Here is a 13080-nt window from a genome sequence, read left to right as displayed (position 1 = left end):
ATCAAGCCTGGAAGTGCCAGCACTTCACGATCGGTTGCTTGGTGACGACGGCGTTGGTCTTACTTGTCTGGTGAGCCCGCACCGCGCTGTCAGTCGCCTTATTGACGTCGAGCAGCTTCCGCGAGCGGGAGTCCTTCAGGCGTTCACGCAGCTCGCTGACGTCAGCGATTTTTTGCCGGTTTTCTGCCGCACACTTGACGAAGTCGTTGAGGTTGATGGCGATGATGTGGTCCTTCTTGCTGTGGTTGACCACCGGGCCTTCGGCGTCCAGGCCTTCCAGGTATTCGTAAACTTCCCAGAATTCAGCCACTACCGGATGGTCGGAGCTGATCGAGGCCTGGCGCTCAATTGCCATGCGGATGATCTGCGAGCGGGTGTGCTCGACCTGAGCGTCGGTGAGCGGCACCACCATGCAAAGGCAGTCCAGCAGGGCGAGCATTTGGGCGTGGTTCTTGTTGATTCGCTCCACCCGGATGTAGCCGCGCAACTTGTTGCCGCAATGGCTACATTCGCTGTGCTCGTCTTTGAATGGGGTGTCGCAGGCAAAGCAGTGGGAGTGCAAATTGCGCAACTTCGCCTCGTAGCCCGCTATCCTCTGGCCAAACAGCTCCATCACCTCCAGCTCTTTACGTACTGCCTGCAACACAAAGTTGCTGAGTCTCGAACCTTCTAGCGCATTGAGCCGATCTGCCGCCGCACGGCTTTCAGCGGTGACGTTCGGACGCACAAAGTGCAGTTTGACGATCCGGGTCATGATCGCTTCTGACGCCACAACAGGGGCGTTCTGACTGATGGCGATGGTGCCGCGAAACGGTGGTTCGTAGGTTTCGTTACCGGCGGTTTTCACACCCTTGGTCGCCAGGGTGCCGCCGCCGTAGTAATCCTTGAGTTCGTCCCATTCGAAGGTCTTGGCGTGGGCCTTGTCGTCGCCGCTGCGATCTGATTCCAGCAGCACAATGGGCATGCCGGATACTTGGCCCATCAAGCGGCTGCGACCGGCCTTGGTGGATTTGGATGGGTCGAAACCTTCGTATCCGTCTCGGCCCGCGAGTTTCCATAGCAGCGTGAGCAAAGTGGTCTTGCCGGCACCGGCCTCCCCAGTGGCCTCAAGGAAAGGAAACGACTGGTACCGGCCTCGGATCTGTTCGGCGAACAGCGAGCCAAACCAGAAGGTCAATGCCACGATGCCCTGGGCACCAAAGCATTGCCACAGAAGCCCAAGCCACTGGTCATCGTATTTTTTGCCATCCTTTTCCAGATCGATCTTCACACCCTTTTGCAGAGTCTTGAGCTTCAACTTGCCCATCTCAAAAAACTCTTCCTCATTGATGTGAATTACCTGGCCCTCGCGGATGGCGACGTCGTTGAACACGTAGCAGTGGTATTCCTTGCTGTAGCCCACATAGTCGATGGTCTGAACGGTCTTGATGCCGAAAAGCTGGTCTTTCATGAGTTTGTCCAATTGCTGTCCACTGCCGGTGAACACGGCTCCGGCACCCATGCCGAGAAGTCTTTTCTTGAATTCGCTGGCAGCGGCGACCTGACCACCCGTAAAGGTGTTTTTCACTGAGCCGCCGTCGTGCGGGAAGTCGACGCGGAAGAAGTACCAGGACTCGTCGGTAATCTCGTTGCGCTGGAAATAGAGGGCTTTGGGGTAGCAGTTGGCGATCTCGACGACGCAGCCGGCGACGTTCAGCGCCTTTTCCCGAAGCTGCTTTTCATTGAGTGTCTGGGCTTCGTGGCCGTCGCTCTTTTCGAGGGCCTGCTTGGCGCTGTTATATTTCGCCAAGTCCAATTTCCACCAGTACAGGCGCGAGTCGAAACAGAAGTGGAACTCCTCACGTTCACGCCACTGGTACATGAGCAATGCCTTGTCGCTGGCACTCTCTGCAATCAACAGGGCGCCCTGGTGACGGGCTTCTTTCAAGTCCTTTTCGATGCGATCAGCGCGGGCTTTTTCATCGTCGATAAACGCCCAGCGTTGATGCAGATCGTTCCAGTCGACCTTGCGGGCGTCAGGCTGTGACACCTGAGCAGCCTCGCAGGTAAAACCGAGTTCGCGGGCACGGTTGACCCACATACGGGTGTACTTGTGAGCGCCTGGCTCGTTGTCCAGAGCCCAAACCAACTTGGGGGGTTTACCGCCGCGAGCGGTGATCAGCGCCTTTAGTGATTCCTCTGGAAAGGCGTTTGAGGACAGTGCTGCAACCGCAGAGATTCCGTTTTGAATGAGCGCGATCGCGTCGAAGATTCCTTCAACGATCCACAGCTCTTGCACTTCAAGCAGATCCACGCATGGTGGGCACCACCAATGGCCCCTATAGCTCTTGAGGGGTTGGAAGCGGGCCTTCTTCTTACCGAACCGCGACGGTTGGTCGATCAAGCGCTCCCAGTACCCGCCGTGCTCGAGGGGAAAGCGCACAGTCGCAGAGCCAATATTCAGGTCGCGATCAAAGTAGCTCTCCTGGGTGTACCAACCCTCTAACAGCTCAACGCGGAAACCTCGGGCAAAGGCCAGGTACGCTTTTGCACTGGCGGCTGGCTCGTCACGGGTGGCAGGTGCACGCTTACTCCAGTCGTCGAACAGGTCCGGGTACAGCTCTTTGGTCGGAGCTATATACCGGCAGTTTTTCTCACGGCCACACCGGATGAACCAGGGTTCATCGTGACGTGAAAACAAACGTTTCTGATTGCACTGCGGGCAGGTGCCCTTACGCATGTAATGCGTGCCTTTCATGTGCTGAAGGCCGTAATCAGACTCCAGACGCTGAAGTACATCAGCGCGGATCTTGTCTTCCATCGGCTTGCGAATCACTGCACATGCTCCGTAGCCGTAACAACGAGCTGTTTTTTCAGCTCGCTGCGCGTCTTGCAGATGCCTGCCAGGTAGGGCAAGTCCTCGAGCACCTTCGGCGCTCGCTGGCCACTTGGCACGTTCCGGTACCGGTCGGAGTACCAAATATCAGCCATGGTGACTTCGTACTGACTGGTCAACCACAACAGGTAGTGCTGCGCCTGTTGTTCGTCCAGCTCCAGTTTTATGGTGATTTTGCTCATTTCGGCCACCAGTAAGTTGCAAATTTCCCCTACCCACGCGGTGCGGGCATCTAGTAGGGAGGGTTTTGGTTTAGTGCGGGAGGTTGCGAGTCAGCAGCAGGCTTGTGGGGAGTAGGCGTGCTGAAACGCGATGTCGCTGTTGAGTGCAGTTGTCGAGCAACAAGATCGCCGGCCGGAAGGGGCCGCTTGTGGGATGAATGCCAAGCCAAGCCACACGCTTGCAGGTCATGCTTTCAAACTCGGCCACCGCCAGCTCAGCAATGCGCTGCACCAGGTGCGTCGGCACCTCAAGCGACTGAGTCAAATACCGGGAGCAGTTCTCTAACAGCTGGCCGTCGCCGGCGAGATGTTCGCAACGGTGACGGTAGAGGTAGGCCACAGCCGCTTGTTGCATTGCGGCTCGGTAGTCACTGGCGGGGTTTGTAGTCAGGGCGATGGTGTTCATAAAGGTGCGGCCTCCATTTCCAGTTGTTCCAGCAGATCGGGTTGATCGTTTTTCGGCTTGAGGTTCTGACGTGCAAGTAGTCGAACCTTTGTGGGAGCCGTGGGCAAAACCGTCAGGGGCCGCTCAATGCCCGAAGGGCTGAGCTGATACTCCCAAACCAACGAGCCGGAGAAGGTGGCACCACACAGCAAGTTGGTGCATTCCGAGTACATCGAGCGGAAGCAGGGCGTCTGCCCCTCGGAGGTACGGATGCGCATGGAGCTGTTGCAGCAAGGGCACACCAGCTTGTATGTACTCACTAAACGGCTCCCTGGCTGTAAAGCTGGATGGTTGCAAAGACTTCGGCGTACCGGGCTGACATGTACGTGATCAGGGCGGCGACAATCGCGTCGGCCTCACGCTTTTCGATAACCCCGTCATCCAGCGCCGCAGCCATGATCTGATCGACCTTGCCCCGCTGAGCCGACGCTTTGAGCGAGCGGCTGTACAACTCGACGTTGTCCAGGGTGTCCGGGAGGCTCAGGGGCACGAACATGCCGCCGTACATTGAGGCGATGTAGTCGGCAAGGTAGGTAGTGCCAGCGGTTTGCTCGAGGCGGTAAATGTGTTCGTCCGTCAGTGGGCGACTGCCCGCGTTTTCGTATGCCTGGTTGTCGAACTTCTTAAGCGGCATACCGAGGTCGGCGGAGGCGTACATCCGACCGCCAGGGTAGGCGCCGATGACGGCCATAACGACGCTCTTTCTGCTGTCTAGAACTGGGCGTTTCATCTTCTGGTTTCTCCCTGGAGTCATCGCCCCTACAGTCGTTTCATACAGCCGGTGCTGAGTTTTGCTCGGCGCTTTCCGCGAGGATTCCCGGCAATATTTCTTTGCCGATCATCCGAGACAGGTCTCGTAGGATTTGGAACGTCAACCTGCCACGGGGCAGCTTGTTGTTTCCCGCCCAACGCTGAACCACTTGCGTCACTGTGCGCACTTCATAGCCATGGCTTAGGGCGAACTGACGGAAGTTACTGCCACGCTCGATCAGTCGTGCTTGGATCTGGCGTTTTTCCATGGCTTGGCTCATGGTTCGAGTGTTCCTAGTTGGTTAAGATGTACCTGTTTGTTCGCAGTATACGCACCAAAACGGGTGCGTCAATTGGAATTCATGAAAAAATGAGTATAGCCGCTCGCCTGCGCAGCGTTATCGACGACAGAGGCATGTCTATTAAGGAGGCCTCAGAGGTAGTGGGGATCCCATACAGGACGCTCCAGAACTACCTTCTGGGTGAGCGGGAGCCTAACGCGAAGGCCATGGCCGCCATTCGCACTCATTTGGGTATAAGCCTGGATTGGTTGCTGACAGGCGAAGGCTCTATGTGTCTGGGTGTTTCGGCCGAATCATCGGATGCGCGGACCGTTAATCAGCAGGAGGAGGCCATCCTTGAGCTGTTTCGCTCGCTTGGGGAGGCAGGTAAGCGGGAGATACAGAGCGCTGCTGAGGAAAAGAAACGCTTAATGGATGTCGAGCAGCGCCTCAAGGATTTGACTGAAGCCCTTGCCGATACCAAACGGCCAGCATAATCTGTACCCATTAAGAACGGATCAGCGTGAAGGAATAGCACTGATCCACTCGCCAAGCCCGATCTACAGGGATTGCGATTCTGCCGAATCGTCATAGGGAAGTGATCTATGCCTAGCACCCCCCCGTACTCTGTACGTTTTCATCTCATTTATACCGTCTGTGGTAAGTCCGAAAAAAATCGGTGATTTATTCATCATAAAATTAATTAGCTAGGGCGCAGCAGAATTATGGAAATTACTGAGTCGATTATTCATGGGGTTCTCAAGGCTCGTGAAACTAATGGTGAAGGTGCGGTAACAATAAAGCCCCGTGAAGTGGTGCTGCCTATTGATGCGCGCCTCGATACTTTGGGAGGGGAAGTGCTAACCCTTTACACTCGACTCAGTAACGGCTATGGGACATTTGGTGATGATGCTTTAATTCATCAGTTTCCTATTCTAATGAAAAGATATGTCGATCAGGAGATAGATCTCGTCAAGTTTAGTCGTGGGGTGTGTTCGTTGATCTCTGTTCCTATGCAAGAACAGTGGATGGCTACTACGACCTGGCCGCTTTTTGTTCGATACCATAATCAGGGCAGAGATTGGCTTCTTATAGCAATGTTGAAGCTTAAGGAGGGCGTAGGCATTGATGAGGCGACTCTAGATCTGAATGATTCCTTGTCATTTGACGTTAGTCATTTGTATGAAGCAGCGCGTATTGATATTCAAAAATGGCAGAATAATGAGCAGCCATATCTTTCATTTATAAAAAGGCGAGCTGCTGACGCCGATGTTACCAAGTACTTCCGGGTAGCCTTGGCTTGTACTGAATATACTGATGCTCGACATAATACAGAAGTAACAGTCACGGCTCTCAATGATTACTTCGAAAGCGAGGGCTGGGAGCCACTCAAAAGACAAGTTGCTACTGATCGGTTATATGCTCATTGTGTTTAAAAGAAAGCGAATGATGAGCCAGTAAATTTGGTTGCGTTGTCTGCAATTATTAATGATCAAGCTCCAGAATCATTCATTAATTTCATAAGGGATAACGAGTATGAGGTAAGTGAAGTTTTTTCGCCAAATCCAGCCACTTACAAAAAACTAATGAGAGTTAGTAGGCGGTTTGGTAGTGTTAGTGTAAGCTTTGATGTTAATGATCTTCGGAATGAAACTGTTTATTATGATCCGGAGTTGCAGGGTTTAGTTATAATGAATCCACCAGCAGACCTGCTTGCTGAAATGGATAAGGCTCTCGGTGCTCAAAATGCTGCCAACGACGAAGATTGAGTTAGCTATCGAAGTTTACAAGCTACTGGAGAACCGCACCCTTGAGAACGGTCGCTTGAGGGGGACTCTTCCCTGCGAAGTATTCGAAGAAGCCGTTACAAAGTTGGAAAGGCTCGAGATGCTCCAAAGCTCGTCTGCTGAGAACAGAGAGGTGCTCTTTATGCCTCCTTTGGAGCAAAACGCTTTTTTTGCTTTTTCATTAGATGATTTGCTTTCTACCAGCCAGCGCCGTCAGTCTATCCCTGCCAAATTTTATCTGGCTGATATCAACTATTTATATGAAGGTGACTATGAGGCTGCCCCTCCAGAAGTATGTTCGTATGTAGATGCTGTTACCTTGGTGGGATTATTTTCTCCCCCGTTAGCTGATCACGTTGTCCCTAAAGGTGCTGCTAAATTGATTTTTTTCCATGGGGAAAAGATTGAGTTGTTTCTTGAGTATAGTCCTGAGGAGATGTCTTGCTTGAGCGGTGTCTCAGCTTTTGCAAAAGATTATATAAAGACAGAAACGCACGTGGAGCAGAAGCGTACTATTGTTAAGTCTATACTTTTGGAGATGAAAAAGGAGGTTGGTGAGGGACGATTTCATGTTGGGTTGATTATGTCTCGGTTTGAAGAGTTTGCGAGGCGTGTATCGTCCAGTTATCAACTGTACGTTTCGGAGTTTTCTTTTCAGAAGATAAAGGCTGAAGTTGAAAAGAGTAAATTTGAGGCGCTGGCAAAAATCAACAAAGTTTTTTCCGATATACAGAACCAGCTTTTAGCGGTTCCAGTTGCGTTGATAGTTGTTTGCGGTCAGATGGAAGTGGTTGACGGATTCTCTTTGAAGAATTTTTTTATTTTGGTGGGGTCGCTTGTTTTTGCAGTTTTTATGTTGTTTTTGATATTGAATCAAAAAAATACCTTAGCTACTGTTTTTTTTGAAATGACCGCAGAGTGGGATTTGATCAAAGGTAAGCATAATGCAGTCAAACTAAAATTTGATGCGCCTTATAAGTTGCTGCGTGTTCGGTACAGGTATCAATCGATGTTGTTGGAAGTCGTTGGTCTTGTAGTTCTTATATCCTTTGGTGTGGCTCTCGTTATGTTCTTTTATTTTTCTGATAAGGGAGCTGTACCATGGGGTGCGATTACTTGGACATCCATCGGTATCTTATCTTATGTCGTGTTGAGAGCTGTTTCACTTTTTTGTGATCCTTCCTTAAGAGAAGGTGGCGACAAGTAAGCTGGTGAGTAACATTTAATTATCCACCTTGCTTTGTTCGCGATTGACAGCGCGTTTCGCCGTCTGCTCACTGGCGTACAACCACCGCAACCTCCTCGGCTTCGTCTGATCCCCTGCCGTAATCGCCTTTTCCTTTCCGGTTTTCTGGTCGCGGTAATACGCGATGATCCCCGTGTAATCGCCCTTGCTCTCTTCCGCCAGATCTTCAACGTTTTCCTCCGGCAACTTGCTCTCCAGCTCCAGGCTGACGGTATAGCCGCCATCCGGGCTTAGGCTGTGCTGCACATTGCCGCCGTACCAGATGATCTCGTCGATCTCATCCTTAACGCCCTGGAGCGTATAGGTCAGTTCGGGGATCAGATCCGGTCGGCCCATCGCGAGCGTGTAGCTGAGCGTGGCGCTGCCGCGCTGCAGGCGCCGGAATTCAGCTCTCGCGGCCCTGAGCGCAGACTGCTGGTCGCTGTAGGTGTGGCGAAGGTCTTTGAGATTGTCTCCCCCGCCGGCAATCGCCTCCTGTTTCTTGGCGCTGTGCACGTCGTAAAAATATGCGCGCACACCGTCGTAGCTGTCGCGATCTGCCTGCAAGTAGCGGTGCTGGTCGCCGTCGGCACGGGTGAGGGTAATGTGGGGCAGGGGAAGCCCGCTCGCCGTCTTGCCGCCGCCGGCGGGGATGCACAGCAGACACCCGGCCTTCACGCTGGCCACCGCGTCGAATTCTTCGCCCAAGCGGGTAATCAGGTTGGCATCCGATTCGTTGGCCTGGTCAAGCTGCAAGATCGGCAGCGCACCGAGTGCACCGGCCACAGTCGACGTGAGGTTGTTTCCCATGGCGATGTCGCCGATGACCTTGCCCAGCGTGGTATTGCTCCAGCTGCGCTCGCGTTTGGTCTTCAGCCCTTTACGCAGATCTGCCGATCGAGCGCGAATGCTGAGCACATCCGGCGTGCCGGTGTGTTCCGTCTCGTCGACGGTGTAGGTGCCTTTGTCGACCAGGCCAGTGTCGCTCCACCCCAACCATAAACGTAGCACCGCGCCCTTGGGCGGTATCGACAGCAGACCGTCATGGTCGCTCAGCGTAATAGTGAGCTGGTCGGCCTCGACGCCACGGTTGTCTGTGAGCTCGAGGTTCATCAGCCGCGGGCTCACCTTCATGGCGATATCGTTGCCGTCCACCGTGAGACGGAAGGCAGGGACAGGGTAGGCGGCATCCCGAACGAAGCGTTCCGCCGTGTCCACCAGGTAACCGGTGACTTTGGACAGCGCGGCCTCTATCACAACAGCCCCCGCAGAATGCTGAGCCCGGTACTGGTCGCGGCGCCGAGCAGGTCGATACGGTCATCGTCGGTACGCTTGAGCGTAAGGGTGAACTCGATGCGCTGTGGCGTGCCGTCTCTGAAAAATACAGTTTTGGTCTCGCTCAGGCTTTCGATCACCCACAACCCATAAATCCGGCCAGTACCTTCGACCATCGGCCAGGCCTTGCCGGTGTTCGCCATCAAACGCAGAGCGTCCAAGCTGAGCACGCTGCCAGCCAGTTCCGGGAGGATGATGCCGGGGAGGGTGATGGTGTCGTCCCCACGCCCGACAAACTGCAGTGCGGGTGACGCCCCGACGCGGCTGTTGCTGGCATGTCGCCAATTGGTTTGGCGCTGCAGCTCCTGGTAAGCGAGAGTTGATAGGCTGAACACGAACATGCCGAGGCTGAGCATCATGGTGATTAATCCCGGTCCGATAACTTGCTGCGTTGACGGGCGCGTTTCTCGTTTTCAATCTTGTTGAGCATGGCGCGCAGACTTTTCTCCATGGCTTGCATGTCCATGCCAGGGGCCGCTGCGATGGTGATTTGGTAGGTGTCGTGGCTGTCGTAAACCGTCGAAGTGCCCGCGCTACTGATCGGAGGACAATCATCGACCGCTAACGCCGGCATGGCTGTCGCGGTGAGGGCCAGGGTGCCGGCCGCAGTCAGTTGCTTGCCCATGTTTGACAACGCGTTCAGCGGCCCCTTTCGTCCGCCTTCCAGGCCCTTTGTCAGCCCTTCCATGGTGAAACCGCCCAGCTCAGCGAAAACGCGCGACGGGCTGTGAATGCCGAGCTTTTCCTTGAACCATCCAATGCTGGAATCACCGATGGAACTGATAGCACCCTTCACGGCGCCGAGCCCGGCGGTCAAGCCTCTTACCAGACCGTTGACGATCATGCCGCCGAAATCAGTGAATTTGCCGGGCAGCTCCGCGCCGAAGTAATTCATCACACCAGCGAACGCCTGGTAGAACAGCCCGAGCGGGTTGAAGCCAGTGATAAGTTGCAGGATGCCTTTCAGGCCCAGGTCAAAGCTCGCTTTGATTGTGGACCACACATTGACTACGCCGGTCGCGATTGACCCGATGGCGCTTTTGAGAGCGCCAAAGCCAGCGGTCAGACCGTTGACCAGGCCGTTGATGATCATGCCGGCGAACTCTGTGAATTTCCCGGGCAGCTCCACTCCGAAGTAACTCATCACCCCAGCGAAGGCCTGGTAGAACATCCCCAATGGACTGAAGTTGATGATCAGCTGCAGGATGCCCTTCAGGCCCTGGTCAAAGCTGGCTTTGATGGTGGTCCACACGTAGGCTGCGCCGGTTGCGATAGAGCCAATGCTCTGCAGCAGTGTCATGAGCATGTTGCCGACGGCTGCACCGAAGCGCTGGCCCATCGACTGCGCAGCACCGCCAACGTCGTCGACCGGCTTCAATAGGTCGCTGAACCAACTGATCACACCACTGATACCGGAAGAGATCATGTTGAACAGAGGGCGGACGATTCTGCCCAGCAGACGCAGTGCGAAACCGATAACCGGAATGGAGTAGGCCGCTTTGGCCAGGCTGACCAGCAAACCGCCGAACTTGCCGAACCCGGCAAGGACCGGCTGCAGGGTCTCATTGAGCCCCTGCCAGAAGCCGAGGAAGAACCCTTTAATCGGCTTCCAATACTTGTAAATCAGCAACGCGGCGGCGACCAGACCCGCGACAGCGGCGATCAGCCACCCGACCGGGGTTGCCAGGATGGCCGCACCGACCGCGCTGATGGCGCTGCCGAGCATTGGAAACACGCTGACTGCCGCAAGCCGCGCAGAATTGATTAGGGTTGGAATTACACTCACCATGCTGCCGGCGGCGCGACTGACCGTGACCGTCTTCCAGATTCGTCCCATCCGGCCCACCTCTACACCGGCGCCTGCAGCTGCGATGCGGGTTCCGATTAGCTGCGCTTTGATACTGCCCAAGCGAATGCCAAACATCGCCATGCCGTAACGAAGCACCGCGAAGGGGCCGAGCATGCTTGCCATGGTCAAGGCCAGTGTGCCGAATACCACGGCGGCAGCTGCTACAGCCGCCACAACTTTCACCAGGCCTGCGGCCAACTTCGGATTTTCTCTCGCCCAAGTTCCAACCCCGTTGGCAAGCTCGCCCAGGGTGTTGATGAGGCTCTTCAGGTCGGGAGCGACTGCAGCGCCGAACTCGGCCATGGCGTTGGTGAAGCTACCCTCTGCGGCTTCCATGACGTTGGTGAGGGTGCCGAGCTGTTCGTTGACGCGGGTACGCAGGTCGGCCTGGGTTTTCAGCTTCTGTTGCACCTCCCGATAACCGGCCAGCCCCTTGTTCATCATTACGTCGAGCGTGGACATCGTCTCTGCATCGTCCCCGAACAACGTCCGTTTAACTTCCGTACGATCGACATCATTCAGCGCTTTTAGCTTCTCAATTTGCGCATACAAATTTTCCAGGCCGGAAAAATTGCCTTTGTCATCAGTGAATTTGAGCGACATCCCTTTTGTCGCGAGCACTCCATTCGCTTTGTCCACTTTGTCCTGATTCAAACCTGCCTGAAAAATTTTACGGAAAGCATTACCCGCCGAGCTGCCGTCCATGCTGGCCTGGTCCATCATGATGAGCAGCGGTGCGAGTTCTTTGGCCGCGTCGATGCCCGACTTCTTGATGACATCCATGACAGGTGAAATTTTGCTGAAGCCCTGCATCATGTTGCTCGGATCCATACCGGCGTAGAAGCCACGCTGGATGGTGTCCATCAGCCCCATCATGTCTTTTTCAGTGGTTCTGGTGGCGTCCTGCATTTTGGCGGCGAACTCGGCCGCTTCTGTGGCTTCCATCTTCATTTGCACACCGAGATACGCAGCCGCTTCCCCTGTGCCGCCCAAGATGCTCTGCGCACTGATGCCCTGGCGACGAAGCATCGTCATCATGTTCTGGAAGTCTGCCGTGGTACCTGGCAGTCGGTCGCCAAGCTTGGTGGCCAGGTCGGTGATCTTCTGGAAGTCGGCGGAAACCTTCCCGGTGTCGTCCATCATCGACACTTTTAGCTGTGTGGCCGAGTCTTCATTCGGGGCAAAGGCTTTGATTGCCGATACCACAGGGCGGCTGGCGGCATAGCCCGCGCCAAGGCTGGCTGCGCCGGACACAGCAACACTGCCAGCCAGGCTCTGGGTTTTATCGTAGGTGGCGCGGGCCTTCGCCAAGCTATCCTGCTTGCGCTTCAACGCATCCAGTTGGTCCATCTGCAACTTCATGGCCTGGGTGGCGGTGTCGATATCGCGCTTGAGCTTCAGCTCGTGCGCGCCCAGGGCATTGGTGTTTATGCCGGCGTTTTTGAGCTGCTCGCCGAGGTTGGCAAGCTTTACCTGCTGCTGGCCGTACTGCTCGCCCAAGCGTTTCGACTCGGCGGTGTGCTGTTTCAGCAGCGCGAGCTGGTCCTTGAACGGGCTTTCCAGGCGGCGGATCTCGTCGCGCAGACTGGCATGGCCCGCACGACTGGTGCGCAACTGCGCGTTGTTGAGTGTGAACCGGTCAGCCAGGGCCTTTTCCTTGGCTGCGAGCTGGTCCAGCTGGGTCTTGCGCTCCCGCTGTGCGGCCGTGAGGCGGGTGTATTCGTCGTGCTGCGCTCGGGTCAGGGCATTGCCCTTTTGCATCACGGTATTGAGGGCAGCGATCTGGCTGGCTGATTGGCGATGTTCGTCGCTCATCAACCCCAGGGCGTTGCGTGTTCCGGTGAGTTCGCGCTTGAGGTCGGTCTGACTCGTTTTGAGCGCGTCGACCTTCTGCCGGGACTTGTCGAACAGCGCCTGAGTCGGAGCGAGCTGCTGCCGGACTTTGGCCGTTTCGCGGGCGAGTTCGCCTACCTTGGTGTTGTTGGCGGCGAGCGCCTCGGATGTCGCGCGTGTTGCGGCCTGCAGTTCACGCCATGCGCCGACGTCGCGTTGCTGGGTGTTGAGTTCTTTCAGGCGGTCGCGAGCGGCTTTGAGGGCGCGGGCGGTTTCCTTGCTACCGCCCGTGATTTTGTTCAGCGGACCTGTGGCTTTGTCGATGGCGCTGAGCAGCACCTGAAGTCTCAGATCATTCGCCATCGTTGGAACTCCGCACCCTGGCGCGCTCGCGCCAGTCCATCAGGTCTTGCAGGCCCAACTGATCCATATCAGCCGGCGCCCAGTGAAAAACCACGGCCAGATCGGCCATGGCGTCT

At 55.4% G+C, this 13080-nt stretch carries 12 protein-coding genes and 1 pseudogene; 3 read left to right on the top strand and 10 right to left on the bottom strand.

The window, feature by feature from the left end:
* Position 1: 1 nt before the first annotated feature.
* From JJD66_RS11585 to JJD66_RS11560, 6 genes are all read right to left on the bottom strand, one after another.
* Positions 2-2800, bottom strand: a complete 2799-nt coding sequence (locus JJD66_RS11585; RefSeq protein WP_200648203.1) for a toprim domain-containing protein — start codon at positions 2798-2800, stop codon at positions 2-4.
* An 11-nt stretch (positions 2801-2811) separates the two neighbouring features.
* Positions 2812-3057 carry a hypothetical protein gene (locus JJD66_RS11580; RefSeq protein ID WP_200648189.1) on the bottom strand — a complete coding sequence of 82 codons (246 nt, stop codon included), beginning with the start codon at positions 3055-3057 and terminating at the stop codon, positions 2812-2814.
* A 70-nt stretch (positions 3058-3127) separates the two neighbouring features.
* On the bottom strand, positions 3128-3502 hold the full coding sequence (locus tag JJD66_RS11575) for a hypothetical protein (RefSeq protein WP_200648188.1): 375 nt from the start codon (positions 3500-3502) through the stop codon (positions 3128-3130).
* A complete protein-coding gene (locus JJD66_RS11570) occupies positions 3499-3801 on the bottom strand; it encodes an ogr/Delta-like zinc finger family protein (RefSeq protein WP_200648187.1) in 303 nt (100 codons plus the stop codon). Before JJD66_RS11570 ends, JJD66_RS11575 begins: the two co-directional genes overlap by 4 nt.
* Complete coding sequence (locus JJD66_RS11565) at positions 3801-4271, bottom strand: YmfL family putative regulatory protein (protein ID WP_200648186.1); 471 nt, start codon at positions 4269-4271, stop codon at positions 3801-3803. Before JJD66_RS11565 ends, JJD66_RS11570 begins: the two co-directional genes overlap by 1 nt.
* 40 nt (positions 4272-4311) lie before the next feature.
* A complete protein-coding gene (locus JJD66_RS11560) occupies positions 4312-4560 on the bottom strand; it encodes a phage-associated protein, BcepMu gp16 family (protein WP_044483570.1) in 249 nt (82 codons plus the stop codon).
* A gap of 38 nt (positions 4561-4598) precedes the next feature.
* Here JJD66_RS11560 and JJD66_RS11555 point away from each other — a divergent pair, with 38 nt between their 5' ends.
* The 3 genes and pseudogenes from JJD66_RS11555 (at position 4599) to JJD66_RS11545 (ending at position 7566) form a co-directional block, all read left to right on the top strand.
* Positions 4599-5069: a helix-turn-helix domain-containing protein gene (locus JJD66_RS11555; RefSeq protein WP_014717545.1), complete on the top strand. Its 471-nt coding sequence runs from the start codon at positions 4599-4601 to the stop codon at positions 5067-5069.
* Between the two features lie 228 nt (positions 5070-5297).
* Positions 5298-6341, top strand: a pseudogene (locus JJD66_RS11550) (nucleoid-associated protein).
* Entirely contained in the window at positions 6319-7566 is a 1248-nt protein-coding gene (locus JJD66_RS11545; RefSeq protein WP_200648185.1) for a hypothetical protein, read from the top strand. Before JJD66_RS11550 ends, JJD66_RS11545 begins: the two are co-directional and overlap by 23 nt.
* 15 nt (positions 7567-7581) lie before the next feature.
* Here the strand turns inward: JJD66_RS11545 and JJD66_RS11540 are convergent, their stop codons facing one another.
* The 4 genes from JJD66_RS11540 to JJD66_RS11525 are packed head-to-tail and all read right to left on the bottom strand — an operon-like array spanning position 7582 to position 13073.
* Positions 7582-8841 (bottom strand): phage late control D family protein, encoded by a 1260-nt coding sequence (locus JJD66_RS11540; RefSeq protein ID WP_200648184.1) that lies wholly within the window; start codon positions 8839-8841, stop codon positions 7582-7584.
* Positions 8838-9278, bottom strand: coding sequence for a phage tail protein (locus JJD66_RS11535; RefSeq protein WP_065932297.1), 441 nt, complete (start codon positions 9276-9278; stop codon positions 8838-8840). Before JJD66_RS11535 ends, JJD66_RS11540 begins: the two co-directional genes overlap by 4 nt.
* Before the next feature lie 5 nt (positions 9279-9283).
* A complete protein-coding gene (locus tag JJD66_RS11530; RefSeq protein WP_234452211.1) occupies positions 9284-12964 on the bottom strand; it encodes a phage tail tape measure protein in 3681 nt (1226 codons plus the stop codon).
* The gene (locus JJD66_RS11525; protein ID WP_082430453.1) at positions 12954-13073 is read right to left on the bottom strand and encodes a GpE family phage tail protein; all 120 of its coding nucleotides are present in this window, start codon (positions 13071-13073) and stop codon (positions 12954-12956) included. The genes JJD66_RS11530 and JJD66_RS11525 overlap by 11 nt, the downstream gene beginning before the upstream one ends.
* Positions 13074-13080: the final 7 nt, after the last annotated feature.

This window comes from Pseudomonas sp. MF6751 (genome assembly GCF_016613265.1).
In the GTDB taxonomy this organism is placed as follows: Bacteria; Pseudomonadota; Gammaproteobacteria; order Pseudomonadales; family Pseudomonadaceae; genus Aquipseudomonas; species Aquipseudomonas fluorescens_BV.
The sequence above is the reverse complement of the archived record's forward strand: the minus strand, read 5'-3'. Positions and strand labels throughout refer to the sequence as shown.

Bases quoted from the DNA above. Each gene is read 5' to 3' on its own strand.
- JJD66_RS11530 (WP_234452211.1), bottom strand. From the start codon at position 12,964: ATGGCGAATGATCTGAGACTTCAGGTGCTGCTCAGCGCCATCGACAAA.
- JJD66_RS11555 (WP_014717545.1), top strand. From the start codon at position 4,599: ATGTACCTGTTTGTTCGCAGTATACGCACCAAAACGGGTGCGTCAATT.
- JJD66_RS11525 (WP_082430453.1), bottom strand. From the start codon at position 13,073: ATGGCCGATCTGGCCGTGGTTTTTCACTGGGCGCCGGCTGATATGGAT.
- JJD66_RS11560 (WP_044483570.1), bottom strand. From the start codon at position 4,560: ATGGAAAAACGCCAGATCCAAGCACGACTGATCGAGCGTGGCAGTAAC.
- JJD66_RS11575 (WP_200648188.1), bottom strand. From the start codon at position 3,502: ATGAACACCATCGCCCTGACTACAAACCCCGCCAGTGACTACCGAGCC.
- JJD66_RS11535 (WP_065932297.1), bottom strand. From the start codon at position 9,278: ATGATGCTCAGCCTCGGCATGTTCGTGTTCAGCCTATCAACTCTCGCT.
- JJD66_RS11585 (WP_200648203.1), bottom strand. From the start codon at position 2,800: ATGGAAGACAAGATCCGCGCTGATGTACTTCAGCGTCTGGAGTCTGAT.
- JJD66_RS11580 (WP_200648189.1), bottom strand. From the start codon at position 3,057: ATGAGCAAAATCACCATAAAACTGGAGCTGGACGAACAACAGGCGCAG.
- JJD66_RS11565 (WP_200648186.1), bottom strand. From the start codon at position 4,271: ATGAAACGCCCAGTTCTAGACAGCAGAAAGAGCGTCGTTATGGCCGTC.
- JJD66_RS11545 (WP_200648185.1), top strand. From the start codon at position 6,319: ATGCTGCCAACGACGAAGATTGAGTTAGCTATCGAAGTTTACAAGCTA.